Raw genomic sequence first — 15,468 nt, forward strand, 5'->3', positions numbered from 1 at the left:
CACCGGTGGCTCCGGTTGGACCAATTTCTCCCGTCGCTCCCGTGACGCCGGTGGCTCCGGTTGGACCAATTTCCCCCGTTGCTCCCGTGACGCCAGTAACTCCGGTTGGACCAATTTCCCCCGTTGCTCCAGTTGCACCCGTACCGGTAGCGCCTGTAACGCCAGTCGCGCCTGCGGCTGCTAATAACGTATAATCTGGTGATGTATCTGGTGTACCTGTTGGTGATGCTGTGTTCACAAGATATGTTCCGCCTTCATATGTCACCACTTGCCCCAATGGGTATCCTGGCGCTGCTGCAGCATCATACGGTACGACTCCCGTTAAACCCACGCCGGTGGCGCCTGTGGCTCCAGTTGGACCTGGATCTCCTGTGACACCTGTTGGCCCTGTACCTGTTTCCCCCGCTGCAGCTAATAATGTATAATCCGCCGACGTATCCGGCGTACCTAATGGCGGTGCTGAATTGACCACGTACGTACTGCCATCGTATGTCACCACTTGACCTACTGGGAAGGTTGGTGCTACTGCTGGATCAAATGCCAAGATGCCTGTTAAACCTACGCCCGTTGGACCGATTGGACCTGCTGGGCCTGCCGGACCCGCTGCACCAGCCGGACCGGCTGGGCCTCTTCTTCCCCTCCCGCCTGGCGGCCCCTGAATCACACAAACACAAGGATCTTTTCCGCAGCAAGGATTTTTCACTGGTTTCCTTGGCTTTTCTGATATCCCTTTCTTACAACTATCACATTCCCAGCCATCGTCCTTGTACGCATCATACCAGCTTCCTTTTTGGTAGTGGTCTGTCGAATGAGTTGGATATGTCTTACCACATTGCCTACATTTTTTCATGGAATCACCCCCATCCATCGTATTCATCATGACTGGGAATGGTGTATGTACACTTTTATTTTTTTAAAATAATCAAAAGACCTTGCACTTTCTTGCACAAGGTCTTTCTTTCATTAAAGTCTCATCGTCATTTTTAAATCTTTTCCTACCATACTATAATCCATATCTACCGGCCGGATGGCTTCTTTTAATGTTTTCGTACCTTCTCCTTCAAAGAAAGTAGGTGCATCTTTCCCTCCAATTAATAATGGTGCCATATAAATAATGACTTCGTTCACAAGGGACGCTTCTAAAAAGGATGCGCTCACACTGCCTCCCGCCTCTACAAGCACCGACATCACAGAGCGCCTTTTCAGCATACGTAACACCGCATGAAGATCTGTCCGATTTTCTCCGCTTGTGACAAATACTTGATGTCCTTTTTGCACCAGTTGATGGTATTTTTTTTGATCGTACTTGTTTGAGGTACAAATGATGGTTTCTGCCATATGATCATTTAAACATTTCGCATGAAGCGGAATCCTTAAGGTGGAATCTAAAATGACACGAATAGGCTGTGTCACGATTGAATCTTTCACAATAAGACCTGCATCATCTTGAATAATGGTTTCGACGCCTGTTATCACAGCATCTGCTTCTTGACGTAATTGCTGCACTTCATTCCTCGCTTCTGTCCCTGTAATCCATTTGCTTTCTTGATGAGCTGTTGCAATTTTCCCGTCTAATGAAATGGCTGTTTTTAATATGACATACGGAAGATCTGATTGTATCGAATGAAAAAAAGGAAGATTTAAGCTGTCCGCTTCCCGCTTACATACCCCTTCTTCTACTTCTATCCCTGCTTGTTTCAACATCGTGACCCCTTTACCTGCTACAAGTGGATTTGGGTCCCCAGTGGCAATGACCACACGTTTCACCCCGCTCTTTATAATGGCTTCTGAGCAAGGACCTGTTTTTCCATGATGCGAACAAGGTTCGAGCGTCACATATAGATGAGCTCCCTTCGCCTTTTCTCCTGCCATTTGCAGCGCAAGAATTTCAGCATGCGGTTCGCCCGCCTTCATGTGAGCACCAATTCCAACGATCTCACCTTTATTGACTACCACTGCTCCGACAAGCGGATTTGGCGAGGTTTGTCCTTTCATGGCCTTTGCGTTGGCAATCGCTAGCTTCATATAAAAAACATCGTCTTTCATGTAAATCTCCTTTCCTCTCTTTCAAGGGAAAGAACTCCTTCAGGGAATGAAGGAGTTCTATTCTCATGTGCTATATTTTTTCCATCCGTTTCTTTTCAGATCGATCATAGTAAGGCAAGGAATAAAAAAGTTTATAAGATGCTCGTTGTTTACAAAAACAGCATTTGCGACATTCATATTTATTAATGAGGAGCACATGCGGACAATTGAGTACAGACAGACCTTTTTTCATATGTTCCTTGCAAACACTTATCATGAGAATCCCCCGCTTACATTCTTTTTCTTAATGAGAGATTACTTCTTTCGGAAATTGTTCAAATAAGCGTAGTACTTCGGTATGCGTTCCATCTTCTCGAACATGATAAATCCCGCCGTCATATGAGCTTGCATATACATCATTGCCTAATTGTCTGATGGCACTAATCCCATTTTGGGCAATTCTAATTGGGCCGGTGTTGACATCCAGCTCTGGATTCCACACAACGATATAGCCCCAATAATCACCGCTTACAATATAGCCTGAGTCTGTGACTGTGACCGATTTAATCGAATACTGGTGTTCGTTATGCTGGCCTAAAATTCTTCCTGTATGCAAATCAAACAATCTCACATTCTTGTCGCGGCTGACAATGGCGATACGGTCTCGTTTACTATCAATAAAGACATCATTTAACAGCTCTGTCGCACCAATGTACTCCGCTTTTAAGGACAAACTCTTTTTATCTAAAAGACAAATGGTTCCTTCAACTGCTGCTGTGATGATAAGATCTCCTTCTACCTTTAATGCTTTAACTGCACAATCGTGTGCTTTGGAACGGCCGATTTCCTTTAAGTGTTCTGTCGAAATGACATGTACATAACCGCCGTAAGTTCCAATATAAAATTGACGATCCTCCTCGTGGAAATACACGCTGTTGACCGGACCTGTGTTAAGATCAAACGAAACCATTTGCTGTAATGACTCATGAACAATATGCACCTGACTTGCATGGTCTCCCCACGCATAATAGCTTCCATCCCGTGCAACAGCTACTCCATTTGTTAAAACGCCCGTCGATTTGGCAATTTCAATCCCATTTTTTCTGAATTTTCCATCATCGGATGCGGTAATAATATCACCTGCATCAGTCAGCGCAATATCATTGATAGATGGTGTCGCCATTTCGATCTCATCTGATACGACTTTGCCCTTTTCGATCGACCATTCACAATATGTTTTTCCAAAGCTGGCTCCTAGTATTGACTTCTCATCCTCTGTCCAGACAAGTGAGCGCTCCCACTGATATTTATGAGGTAGCAGTGTATCGACTAAATCACCTGTTTCATAATTCCACAGCTTAATTAAATGGTCGTAGCCTGCTGTCAGCAAGTAATTGCCGCTTGGAGAAAAATTCACGCGCTTGACGCCCTGTAAATGGGCTTTGATGATTTTCTTCTCCTGTAAAGTAGCCGCATCGTAAATAATAACGGTGCCATCATCTCTGCCAAGTGCGAATACTTCTTTTTGATTGCTGCCGCTGATCGTATCGAGCTCATAATCAAACGGGCCGATTTCCCCTACGATTTCTCCGGTTTCATACAGCCATACAAGGACATATCCATCATCACCTGTTGTATAAGCTTTATCACCATGTATCCATACAGCTAATACATCTTTGCTATGGCCATGGAATTCTCTTAAAATAGCGCCCGTTTCGATATCCCAGACTAAGCATCTTCTATCTCTGGACACGGATACAAGCAAAGTATCCTGCTTCGCAAAAGCGACGGCTTCTACATCATCTGCATGACCAAACAACGTGCGGATTCGGGTATTTGTGCCTGTATCATACAATTGAATCGTATAGTCTGACGATGCACTCGCTAAATACTTTCCGTTTTCAGAAAGAGATATAGAATTAATGATATGCTCGTGACTGCCAATAAACGTTCCTTCTCCCCTCGCCCGGTTCCACTGATAAATACAGCGGTCATAGCCGCCAGTGTAAACAATTTGGTCGTGCTGAGTTGATAAAACAGATGTAATTGGTCCTCTATGCATGGTTTTACACTCCCACCTTTATATGTTGTTTTTGACGAGTCACTAAACGAAAACCAGTAAATCGAAAAACGGGATCTGGGTGCTTCCCGTGTCTTCTTGCGACTCTGCATAAATCTCCGCCTCTTGCGAAGGAGCCGCCCTTTAAAATGTAGTAATCATTTCCGAGTGTTTCCGTTAAATCATCGACGACCTCGATGCCGCCTTCATATACGTGATATTTGGTATTGACCCATTCCTCGACGTTGCCCCCCATATCATAAAGACCAAATAAGGATCGGCCCTTTTCGTAATGACGGACAGGCGTCGTTTTTTCAATATTTGATTCGTGCGTATTGCAGTAAGAAGGATCAAACTCATCTCCCCACGGGTATTGATTTCTCGTGTTTCCCCGGGCAGCATACTCCCATTCTTCTTCAGTAGGAATCGAAACATCAATCCCAAGTTTCCCGCTCAGCCACTGACAGAACGAGAAGGCTTCCTCAATGTCCATGCCCCAAGCTGGATGATCTTTTCCCCCGCCAAGCTCTTCGTTCGTTAAACTCTCTGGGTATGTCTGGCCTGTTTCATCACAATAGCTTTGATACAATTCATTGCTGACGACCGTATCTGAGATAAAAAATTCGTTGATATACGGCTGATAGGATGGAAATTCTTTGTACAGCCACTTTTGAAATTTTTTCTCACGGCCGTAGGTTGGATTGAGCAGCTTGTCCTTCCAGAATTCTGCTGCCTTTTTCATATCTTCTTCATTACTTCCAATCGTTGCATAGCCGCTTGGGATTTGAATCCAATTGATATCAGGTTTCACGCTTTTCTCCCGCCTTCTTTCAATAAACTCGTCTATTGATTAATTAATTTCTTCTCATCGACCATATGCCCTGAGGCTGCTTTTGCCTTTAAATAGGCTTCATTGTAGAGAGAGGCTTCGACCGTATGATCAAACCGCAAAACAGGAAGACCGTAAGCTGCAATAGAATCGACTTTATCTGGATTGTTTGTTAGTAAATGCAATGGTTTCCCTTTGTTTAAATAGTGCAAAACAGCTGCTGCTTCCTCGTAATGCCGATCATCATCCCCGCAGCCGATCAGGCGGTTGGCTTCAAAAGTATCCAGCTGCATCTCCTGTAATTTATACGTCAACGCTTTTGCCATCAGCCCAATAGACCGACCTTCTTGATTGGCCATATACACAAGCATGCCTTTTCCGTAATCGGTGATTTTCTTCAGCGATAATGCAAGCTGTGGACCACAATCACATTTCAGTGACCCAAACACATCCCCTGTTTGGCAGACACTATGGATTCGCACAAGCGGCGGCCGTTCATTTTCAAAGTCGCCAAATAAGAGACAAGAGGAAAAGGTTTGCTGCGCGGTACTCATTTGGACAATAGATTCGATCGTTGGTTTTGTATCCCGTTCAACAGGCGCGAAGGCATACCACTTAAATGGCACTTCTTCATGTTGAATGGAAATTGGCAGATTCACAGGCCCCACGAGCAAATAGTGTTTTTCTTGAAAGGTAAAATGATGAATCATTGATTGTAATTCATCTACAAACTTGTTCATTTGTCTCCCCCCTATTCATCACTGCACCCAAATCGACTCCCATAGCGCAGTGATGGAGTGATGAATATGTGTACGCACTCCCTCAGCTTGTGTGCTCCCGCAGAAAGAAATGGATGTGCAGTGTCTCTCATCGCTTTAGACCTTGTCCTTTTCCAGTACAAAGGAGCAGAAATCTTGGTTCATATGCTTTATTTTCTGTCAGAGCAGCAAACGCCCTTGATTGATAGACGCTCTTTCTTCCCATGAACACCTCTGCTAGCTTTGAATCACTCACCTTTGTACTAGATTTTGACGGCAATGACATGATGCTGGCTTATTCCGGCCTTCGCTTGTAACGGTGATATGGATACAAGCTCAAGACCTGATGTACAAATTTTTTCGCCAAGCTGAGAATCTGAAAATGAAAAATGGAAACGGCCATCTTCTCCGATTAATCCTGTTTTCCACTGTTCTCCCCAGACAACAAGTGAAAAGACACCGCCTTCATGAAGTAAAGAAGAGACCTGTTTTAAATAACGTTCATGATCATCAGGATGTTGATGATGAAAGCAGCCATGATCTAAAATTAAATCAAACTGCATCCCGCGTCCCTGATCCATGGACCATGACATAAAATCTTGATGAACAAAATGGACAGGAACTGTTTCTCTTTTCTGTAACCCTTCCCACTCCTCATGCTCATACAGGTCGATACCGACATATCCGGAAAGCCCGCTTAAATGTTCTAGTGCACGGCCGTTGCCGCACCCGATATCCAGCACAGAAGCAAGTGCATTCTTTTCCCTTGAACGCCATGCCTTTAATGACATCACTGCTGCGTCTGTTAAGGATGGATCAGTAGACCACATATCTGTTCTTTGCTCATAATGCTCTTGGAATGCCATGCGCATCTTTTCTAAATACAATCCACTGTCTTCATGGTACAAAGCCTTTTTCATCATGAAACCTCCTTCAATTCACAATCTTCTTTTCGGGCAAAGGTGGTTTTCAAGCCAAAAACCTTATGATAAAATGAAAGATGGATTTTTTAGGAAAATCTGTTTTTCTGAAAAAGGAGAGAAGCACCCCACATGTTCACTCTTCTTTTTCAGCATTCATCCTCATATGCAGCCGTTCGAGGTCCGCATCGCCTCAGCTTGTTCTCTCTTTTTTTCATATGAGTTCACCTCCTTTACCGTTCGATCAACTCACATTTCTTATTGAAACCGCTTTCTCTTTTTTATAAGGACTTAACGTCTTTTTCAATCTCTTACACTATGCTTTTAGTAGAAAGATGAATCTACTGTTTAGAATGGCGATCATTTTTTCTTCAAGTAAACGACGATTTGTTCTGTTCTAGTAGACATTTTTGTATCTAAGAGGCGCTTACGCCTTTGTTCTTGCCACCTCCTTTCTAGATTATGCTTGGAATAAACCCGCCAGAAATTTAACAACTAATTCCATAATGACTGGATTAAGCCAAATATATTGTTTTTAGTTTATTTTGTCAACAAATTATTTCCTAAACATTAAAATGAATTTCTAATTGAAAATACAGGTATTTTTCGTGGTTTTTTGACCTTAAAACACTTATTTCTACACAAAAATACAACTTAAACCAATAGAACTAAGAAATTTATCTACTAAATTACACAAGTTTTTTATTTAATTTTAAATCAAAATAGAAAGATACAATGATTATTTCCCGAATGGTTTTTTGTGATATTTCGACTATTTTTTTTTTGATTCTCCATGATTTTCATTGGTATAACGGCATTTTCAATTAGAGAGTTTACTATTTATTCCATACTTCTTTATTTACTTATTATCGTAAAAAAGATATATGTCTCTCTTTCAGACATGGAAGCATGAAAAAAAGCCCCTTACAAAAGTAAGAGGCTTTTTCGGTTGGCGTTTACGCCCAGTTTTTCACTTTTTCATGATCTGTGACAAAGAGAAGGACTTTCCCTTCGTCTAAATGTTCTTCAAATGTCTCAGCTTCTTCTTTTGAGAAACCAATTTCATGAATTTTATTGCGGAGCTCATCACCCTTTTTACTAAAGATGTTTCCAACCGCATGTTTGAGTCCAACTTCTCTTGAGCCAATCGTATTGGCATCTGCATTATTTGCAATACGCTCTGTTCGATCATCGTCATGGGACAGAACATAAATGTCCTCTCTTGCAACACCGAGTGCCTTTAATTGCTCTACATCTTTTTGAAGTGTTTCATCATTTGAATACTCTCTTACAACAGGTTTCATTTTATATTCCTCCTTTAACGTCTTACGAATCTTTTACCCGTCACTTTTGACATTAAACCTTCCACGAGCACATCCAATTTTCTTGAAAGACGTACCATGTCTATCGACTTATTTTTGACAAAAATCCTGTAAAAATGACTAAATTTTCTGAATTATCATGTTCAATCCTGTTGATTTGTTGTACAATTCTTATACTGGAGGCTAGAAATGAGGGAGAGCTGATGTATTACTTTTCAGCGGAGCAGCAGTTTAATGCTTGGGTTGTCAGTGATTTGGTGAAACAGCTTTTTCAAAAGTGGAATCCTGAAGAAGCAAATACAAAGCCGCTTACATTGTTTGCCGAACAGCACTTTCACATCTCAATTGATTATCTCTTTTCCATCATTATTAACATTGGAGATATTGAGTCAATTGAACAAGATCCACAAGACATGTTGTCCTCATACTTGAATATCCTTTTTCCTTTTGTGACGCGCGATATGATGAAAGCCTCCATGCAAAATGCAAACGAATATTTGTTAAAAGAACGTGATGCGGATGTGTATCAGCTGTTTGGCTGTCTCCCGCCGCTCCTCTCTGTATCTTTTCAGAAAAAGTAGTCCCCTTCGATAAGATGGCGGCTGCTTTTTTGTATGTGTTTTGAAAAGACCGTATGTTTTGAACGAAAAGAAGCATCATGTTAATGTAAATCTAGGCTGTAAGTGAAAGGGAGGATTTGACATGAGTCAACAAAAGCAAATTCAATTAGCTAAACGTCCTAAAGGATTACCTACAAAAGATGTTTTTCATTTTGAAACAGTCGATATACCTGTGCCGCAAGATGGGGAGGTCTTGATTCAAACGAAATATGTTTCTGTAGATCCTTATATGAGAGGGCGAATGCAGGATACAAAATCCTATACACCTCCGTTCAAGCTAAATGAAGTGATTCAGGGCGGTGTTGTCGGAGAAGTCGTTGAGTCGAAATCGCCTCAATTTGAAAAGGGTGATTTTGTCCTTGGATTCCTTGGATGGCAAGAATACTCCACTGCCAAAGCTGAATCTCTGACTAAAATTGATCCGTCCATTGCGCCATTGTCCTATTATTTAGGGATTTTGGGCATGCCAGGGCAAACCGCTTACTTCGGCCTGCTTGCGATTGGCCAGCCAAAAGAAGGCGAGACGGTTGTCATCTCTGGAGCAGCAGGTGCTGTTGGTTCTGTTGTAGGACAAATCGCTAAGATCAAGGGCGCACACGTCGTGGGAATTGCCGGATCTGACGATAAACTCGCTTATTTAAAAGAATTGGGTTTTGATGAAACGATTAATTATAAAACAACAAATGATTTAGATGATGCCATTGCAAAAGCCTGCCCTAACGGCGTTGATGTGTATTTTGACAATGTAGGCGGCGAGATTTCAGATGCGGTGATGAATCATTTAAACCGTTTTGCACGCATTCCAGTGTGCGGCGCCATTTCTTCTTATAATATTAGCGCAAGCGAGGACATCGGACCGCGTGTGCAAACAAAACTCATCAAAACAAGCGCATTGATGCAAGGCTTCATCGTTGCCAACTATTCAGACCGTTTTGAAGAGGCAGCGAAGGATCTCGCACAATGGGTAAAAGAAGACAAACTCACATATAAAGAAACAATCATAGAAGGCTTTGACAACATTCCTGACGCATTCCTTGGACTATTCAAAGGAGAAAATGTCGGAAAACAGCTTGTCAAAATTTCATAACAAAAAAGGACCCTCCATGTGGAAGGGTCCTTTTCTTATGCCTGCTTGGGCGCAAGGTGCAGCTGGCCTTGCTTATACACAATTTCTTCAAGCGAAAGATTCAGCTTTTTCGCCATTTTTTTCAGCATTGATTGCTCTTGAGGTGTGACAAGGCTGATGACTGCGCCTTCTTTTCCTGCGCGCCCGGTTCTGCCTGAACGGTGGATGTAGCCCTCTTCATTTGGCATATCTGCATGAATCACATATGGCAGATCATCAATATCGATTCCTCTTGCTGCAATATCTGTTGCAAGGAGGAGCGGGAATTCACGCTGTTCAAATGATTTCAAGATCACAGCACGTTCAGCTTTTTTTGCTTCACTATGAAGGACACCAAGGTCGACATGATGGTACGCTAATTTCTCTGCATAAATGCTTAAGTTCGTAATGTCACGTACAAAAACGAGCGCCTGCATGTCCTCAAGCCGTGATAGCTTTTGCAGCAGTTTCACTTTGTCACGCTGATCACATAACAGATAATAGTGACCCACTTTCTGCGCTTCTTCCTCGCTTCTAGCAATTTTCAATACTTCTGGTTCAGATGTCATTTCTTTGATCAGCTGAACGGTTTCTTCTTTCAACGTTGCAGAAAAACAAAGGATTTGTCTTTCTTTTAATGTGGACTTAATGATTCCTTGGATCGTTTTCATATGCTCTGGCACAAGAAGCTGATCTGCTTCGTCTAATACAATCGTTTTGACTTCATGCATTTTCAGTTTCTTGATTTTGATTAATTCTTGTACTCGGCCCGGTGTCGCCACAACGATGTTCGGATGTTTCTTTAGTTTTTCTTGCTGCTTCTTGATGTTCGCTCCACCAATCAAGGAGACCGCTTTGATGTCTGATCCTTGTTTAAACTCTTGCACGACATCAAAGATTTGCATCACAAGCTCTCTTGAAGGTGCCAAGATTAAGACTTGCGGATGCTTAATATTGACATCAATTTTATTTAAAAGCGGCAGAACATACGCAAGTGTCTTCCCCGTTCCAGTTGGCGATTCTGCGATCACATCACGCTTCTCCGTAATCCACTCTGCTGTTTTTTCTTGTATAGCTGTTGGTTTTTCGAAGCCAGCCGCTTGAAAGTTTTCCTGAATAAATGGCTTTGCTTCTTTCAAAAATGCCCAATTTTCCGTCATGTCGATCTCCTTTATCCTCATTCAATCTATCCTTTAGTATCTCAAAATCAGCTTTGAAACGCAATTTTTCTTTTGATGCTTTTATCGAGCCGGACAGTTCGATATAATCATGAGAGGCACTAGCCGTTTTGAATCTATTTGAGGTGTAAAAAATGATATTATCTGTTAAAGATTTAAGTCATGGCTTTGGCGACAGAGCCATTTTCCACGAAGTGTCCTTCCGTTTATTAAAAGGCGAGCATGTCGGCTTAATCGGCGCCAACGGTGAAGGAAAGTCAACGTTTATGAATATTATTACTGGCAAGCTGGATCCAGATGCAGGAAAAGTCGAATGGGCGAAAAATGTCCGTGTCGGCTACCTTGATCAGCATACCGTGCTAGAAAAGGGCAGAACGATCCGTGAAGTCCTTCAGGATGCATTCCATTATTTATTCTCCATGGAAGCTGCGATGAATGACATTTATGGCAAAATGGGTGAAGCCGATCCTGATGAGCTGGAAAAGCTGTTAGAGGAAGTTGGCGTCATTCAGGACGCACTGACAAACAATGATTTCTATATCATTGATTCCAAGGTCGAGGAAATTGCAAGAGGTCTTGGATTAACGGATCTTGGACTGGACCGTGATGTGACGGAGCTCAGCGGCGGTCAGCGTACGAAGGTCCTGCTAGCGAAATTGCTGTTAGAGAAGCCAGAAATTCTCCTTCTCGATGAGCCGACCAACTATTTGGATGAGCAGCATATTGAGTGGCTGAAGCGTTATTTACAGGAATATGAAAATGCGTTTATCCTCATTTCACATGATATTCCGTTTTTAAACAGTGTTATTAACTTGATTTATCATGTTGAAAATCAAGAGCTCACGCGCTATGTTGGTGATTACGACCAATTTAAACAAGTGTACGAAGTCAAAAAGCAGCAGCTCGAAGCAGCCTATAAAAGACAGCAGCAGGAAGTGGCTGAACTAAAGGATTTTGTCGCAAGAAACAAAGCACGTGTCAGCACAAGAAATATGGCGATGTCCCGTCAAAAGAAATTGGATAAGATGGATATGATTGAACTGGCAGCAGAAAAGCCAAAACCAGAATTTCACTTTAAACCGGCACGTACGTCTGGGAAACTGATTTTTGAAACGAAAGATTTGGTCATTGGTTATGATGAACCGCTCTCTCGCCCATTGAATTTGAAAATGGAACGCGGGCAAAAAATTGCGCTGTACGGTGCTAACGGTATCGGAAAAACGACGCTGCTCCGAAGTCTTCTTGGGGAAATCACACCTATTTCTGGTGAGGTGGAACGTGGAGAATTCTTGCATATTGGCTACTTTGAGCAAGAAGTAAAAGAGCAAAACAGCAATACTTGTATTGAAGAAGTATGGAGCACCTTCCCTTCTTACACGCAATATGAAGTCAGAGCCGCTCTTGCAAAATGCGGATTAACGACAAAACATATTGAAAGCCGTGTGTCTGTATTAAGCGGAGGAGAAAAAGCAAAGGTTCGTCTTTGCAAGCTGATCAACGAAGAAACCAACTTACTTGTTCTCGATGAGCCGACAAACCATTTAGATGTCGATGCAAAAGAAGAACTAAAACGCGCCTTAAAAGAATATAAAGGCAGCGTCTTATTGATTTCTCACGAGCCTGAATTTTATCAAGATGTGGCAACTGAAACATGGAATTGCGAATCTTGGACGACAAAAGTATTATAACGACAAAAAAGCCTTATATCTTCAAAAGATATAAGGCTCAGATGATTGTGACAAAGGGCTAAAATGATCTTTATTTTAGCCCTTTGTCTTCTTTCAGCGTGATAGAAAACCTTTGCAGTCTAGGAAGGACGGCTACCTTTGCGGAGCGAATTTGACATTCGTGAGCATCGGCGCACAGGAACTGACACCGAATGCGAGGGTTTGTCTACACGCTGAACTTTTTTCTAATTAATGACCTGCTTGGATATTCACCAAATGCTTACGTCCAAGGAGCAGAATAATCATGCCTAGAAGAACAACACCAGCCCCGACATAGTAAGGTGTACTTGCTGTATAGGATTCAGCGAGAACTCCGGCAATCCAAGGAGCGATCGCGCCCCCAATAAACCGTACAGCACTGTAAGAGGATGAAGCAATTGAACGTTCAACCGGTGCTGACCCCATCACAGCTGTCGTGAGCACCGTATTGATCATACCGAGAATTCCCCCAGCAATGACAATTCCGCAGATCACGACCACAACATGAGACGTCCATATTCCAATGCCGAATAAAATCACAGCAAACGAAGCAAACAAAACCACCAGCGAGGTCAATGTCCCAAGTTTACGATGAATGACCGGCGCGGAGAAGACGGAGGTCACAGCCAAAAATAGCCCCCAACCAAAAAAGACATAACCAAGTCCATGCTCATCAAGATGGAGCACAAATGGTGAATACGCTAAAAGCACAAAGAAACCAAAATTATATAAGAAAGCGGCAGATGCCATCGTTAAAAGCCCTTTATATTTTAACGCCCCGACAGCCTCAAATAATTTCACTTTTTTCTCAGGCTTTTGCATAGGTGGAAGCATAAAGGTAATGGCTAAAAGAGCAATAAGCATTAACACGGCAACGCCAAAGAAAGGCCCGCGCCAAGAAATTGTTCCAAGCTCACCGCCAAGCAGCGGTCCAACCGATATCCCAAGACCTAGTGCTGCCTCGTATAAAATAATGGCCTTCGCACTTCCTCCAACAGACACACCGACAATGACAGAGAGTGCAGTTGAAATAAATAAAGCATTCCCGATGCCCCATCCGCCTCTAAAGCCAATTAATTCATTAATCGTTGAAGAAGTACCTCCTAAAGCAGAAAAAACAATAATAAAAATGAGTCCTACTAATAACGTCCATTTCGCACCAATCCGGCTAGAAATAAAACCGGTAAAAAACATCACAAAGCCGGTCACAAGTAAGTAGCTTGTAAATAAAAGAGACACCTGGCTTGGAGATGCATGTAATTGTGATGCAATGGCTGGCAGGATCGGGTCAACGAGTCCTATTCCCATAAACGAAATCACACATGCAAAGGCAACAGCCCAAACGGCTTTTGGCTGCCTAAGCAGACTTGTACGCTGTTTCAACACTTCTTCTTCCTTCATTCCATCAGAACCTTTCCTTCAAATGTTGACAAAATAAAATAAACACGCAGAGGTGTTTATTTTTGTAATTGCTCAATTGCATGAGCCGCTCTTTCTTTCATCGCTTCAAGATCCTTTTTAAAGGATTGAATGGTTTCAAGCTTTTTTGAAATCAATTGATGCTGCACAGTCAGCTGCGCCTCAATATCTAATAGCTTCTCTAATCGTTCCTTCGGATCAAGCGACAGCAAGTAGCCTTCTTTATTCAGCTCTAGCTGCTTTCCGATTTCCATAAACGATTGAAGCTCCTGTAAAGAAAAGCCGAGTACCTCTTTTGCCTGCATCACTTTCTCTAGCTCTTCCATGTCGTCCTCTGAGTAAAGTCTGACTCCGCCCTCTGTCCGCTTTGGTGCTGATAATAAACCAATCTCTTCATAGAAACGAATCGTCCGTTTTGTCAGTCCGCTTCTTTTCGCCACTTGATCAATTTTCATCCATTCCATCACCAGTGCCTCCTGCTCATCAATTCATGTTTTATTATACACCTTTATAACCTTAACGTAAACGTCAAAGTTTTAACCCTTGATTTCCTTCGTGTTTTATCGCAAAATAAATAGGAATAATTACGATTTAAAGGAGGTACTATATGCGCTCATTTCCATCTAAAGAAGAACGGCATCAGCTATTCGGATCTGTACCGCCAAGTCTTGGCACAAAGCCTTGGCAAAAAGAGGACATGACGGACATTCAAAAAACAGAGCAAAACTATTATTTTCATCTTGAACAAGTCGGGATCTGCCGCATGTCCTATCCGGTGCATATCGTATCTAAAACAGCACCACATCGCCAGACAACTACAGCTGAATTTACACTGAGTACTTCCCTGCCAGCTCATCAAAAAGGCATTCATATGAGCCGGCTCACTGAACAGCTGCACTCGTTTTATGAGAGCAGCAAGCCGCTTAATGTGAATGCCCTAAAAGAATGGACGGCAGCGCTCGCCCGGAAAATGGATCAGCCCTCTGCTTCCATTCAAGTTGCCTTTCCATGGTACATGGAAAAACAGAGCCCAGTCACCGGTCAGTCAGGCTTGATGCATGCGACTGTCCAATATGACGTCCATTTTCATGAAAAGGACGGATGGACCTGTCACGTTGGCTGCGATGCACAGGTCACGACATTATGTCCTTGTTCCAAAGAAATCAGTGAATATGGTGCACATAATCAGCGCGGATCTGTTTCCATTCAAGTAGGGTTATTTGAACAAGCATCGCATCCTGACGATATCAAGGCCGCTCTTTTACATATCATCGAGTCCAATGCGAGCGCACCGCTTTATCCCGTGCTCAAAAGACCTGATGAAAAGAAAGTGACGGAAGAGGCTTATGAAAATCCGCGCTTTGTAGAAGATATCACAAGATTAATTGCCATCGAATTATATGAGCAGCCATGGATTAAAAGCTTTCAAGTCGAGTGTCGTAATGAGGAATCCATTCATCAGCATGATGCGTATGCCAAATGCTCCTATCAAAAAAACCTGTAGAGCGATTCTACAGGTTTTTTATT

Annotated in this window: 13 protein-coding genes and 1 pseudogene; 4 read left to right on the forward strand and 10 right to left on the reverse strand. The window is 42.5% G+C overall.

Translation table 11 applies throughout. From position 1 onward, the window contains the following. The 7 genes and pseudogenes from BA81_RS19935 to BA81_RS13210 form a co-directional block, all read right to left on the reverse strand. Positions 1-850, reverse strand: a pseudogene (locus tag BA81_RS19935) (exosporium glycoprotein BclB-related protein); the annotation flags it as partial. Positions 851-963: 113 nt separating this feature from the next. Then, on the reverse strand, positions 964-2,046 hold the full coding sequence (gene ribD, locus BA81_RS13185; protein ID WP_034282725.1) for a bifunctional diaminohydroxyphosphoribosylaminopyrimidine deaminase/5-amino-6-(5-phosphoribosylamino)uracil reductase RibD: 1,083 nt from the start codon (positions 2,044-2,046) through the stop codon (positions 964-966). Positions 2,047-2,329: 283 nt separating this feature from the next. Continuing rightward, positions 2,330-4,087, reverse strand: a complete 1,758-nt coding sequence (locus BA81_RS13190) for a WD40 repeat domain-containing protein (protein ID WP_034282726.1) — start codon at positions 4,085-4,087, stop codon at positions 2,330-2,332. A 4-nt stretch (positions 4,088-4,091) separates the two neighbouring features. Beyond that, complete coding sequence (locus tag BA81_RS13195) at positions 4,092-4,895, reverse strand: formylglycine-generating enzyme family protein (protein ID WP_034282727.1); 804 nt, start codon at positions 4,893-4,895, stop codon at positions 4,092-4,094. A 32-nt stretch (positions 4,896-4,927) separates the two neighbouring features. Further along, positions 4,928-5,653: a GTP cyclohydrolase II gene (locus BA81_RS13200; protein WP_034282729.1), complete on the reverse strand. Its 726-nt coding sequence runs from the start codon at positions 5,651-5,653 to the stop codon at positions 4,928-4,930. Positions 5,654-5,934: 281 nt separating this feature from the next. Beyond that, on the reverse strand, positions 5,935-6,591 hold the full coding sequence (locus BA81_RS13205) for a class I SAM-dependent methyltransferase (protein WP_034282731.1): 657 nt from the start codon (positions 6,589-6,591) through the stop codon (positions 5,935-5,937). Between the two features lie 956 nt (positions 6,592-7,547). Next, positions 7,548-7,895, reverse strand: coding sequence for a YflT domain-containing protein (locus BA81_RS13210; RefSeq protein WP_034282732.1), 348 nt, complete (start codon positions 7,893-7,895; stop codon positions 7,548-7,550). A 221-nt stretch (positions 7,896-8,116) separates the two neighbouring features. Here BA81_RS13210 and BA81_RS13215 point away from each other — a divergent pair, with 221 nt between their 5' ends. Beyond that, positions 8,117-8,494 carry a YfmB family protein gene (locus BA81_RS13215; RefSeq protein ID WP_024426642.1) on the forward strand — a complete coding sequence of 126 codons (378 nt, stop codon included), beginning with the start codon at positions 8,117-8,119 and terminating at the stop codon, positions 8,492-8,494. Positions 8,495-8,615: 121 nt separating this feature from the next. Further along, entirely contained in the window at positions 8,616-9,620 is a 1,005-nt protein-coding gene (locus tag BA81_RS13220) for an NADP-dependent oxidoreductase (protein ID WP_034282733.1), read from the forward strand. A 35-nt stretch (positions 9,621-9,655) separates the two neighbouring features. On the opposite strand, the gene BA81_RS13225 is transcribed toward BA81_RS13220, so the two are convergent. After that, positions 9,656-10,798, reverse strand: coding sequence for a DEAD/DEAH box helicase (locus tag BA81_RS13225; RefSeq protein WP_024426644.1), 1,143 nt, complete (start codon positions 10,796-10,798; stop codon positions 9,656-9,658). A 152-nt stretch (positions 10,799-10,950) separates the two neighbouring features. Between BA81_RS13225 and BA81_RS13230 the strand changes: the two genes are divergently transcribed. Beyond that, the gene (locus BA81_RS13230) at positions 10,951-12,504 is read left to right on the forward strand and encodes an ABC-F family ATP-binding cassette domain-containing protein (RefSeq protein WP_034282735.1); all 1,554 of its coding nucleotides are present in this window, start codon (positions 10,951-10,953) and stop codon (positions 12,502-12,504) included. A gap of 228 nt (positions 12,505-12,732) precedes the next feature. Here BA81_RS13230 and BA81_RS13235 read toward each other — a convergent pair whose 3' ends face one another. Both BA81_RS13235 and BA81_RS13240 read right to left on the reverse strand, forming a co-directional pair. Further along, positions 12,733-13,923: an MFS transporter gene (locus tag BA81_RS13235; protein WP_034282738.1), complete on the reverse strand. Its 1,191-nt coding sequence runs from the start codon at positions 13,921-13,923 to the stop codon at positions 12,733-12,735. 56 nt (positions 13,924-13,979) lie between these two features. Then, positions 13,980-14,405 carry a MerR family transcriptional regulator gene (locus BA81_RS13240; RefSeq protein WP_024424586.1) on the reverse strand — a complete coding sequence of 142 codons (426 nt, stop codon included), beginning with the start codon at positions 14,403-14,405 and terminating at the stop codon, positions 13,980-13,982. 143 nt (positions 14,406-14,548) lie between these two features. Here BA81_RS13240 and folE2 point away from each other — a divergent pair, with 143 nt between their 5' ends. Further along, on the forward strand, positions 14,549-15,445 hold the full coding sequence (gene folE2, locus BA81_RS13245) for a GTP cyclohydrolase FolE2 (RefSeq protein ID WP_034282740.1): 897 nt from the start codon (positions 14,549-14,551) through the stop codon (positions 15,443-15,445). Positions 15,446-15,468 lie beyond the last annotated feature (23 nt).

Source organism: Bacillus safensis FO-36b (genome assembly GCF_000691165.1).
GTDB lineage: Bacteria > Bacillota > Bacilli > Bacillales > Bacillaceae > Bacillus > Bacillus safensis.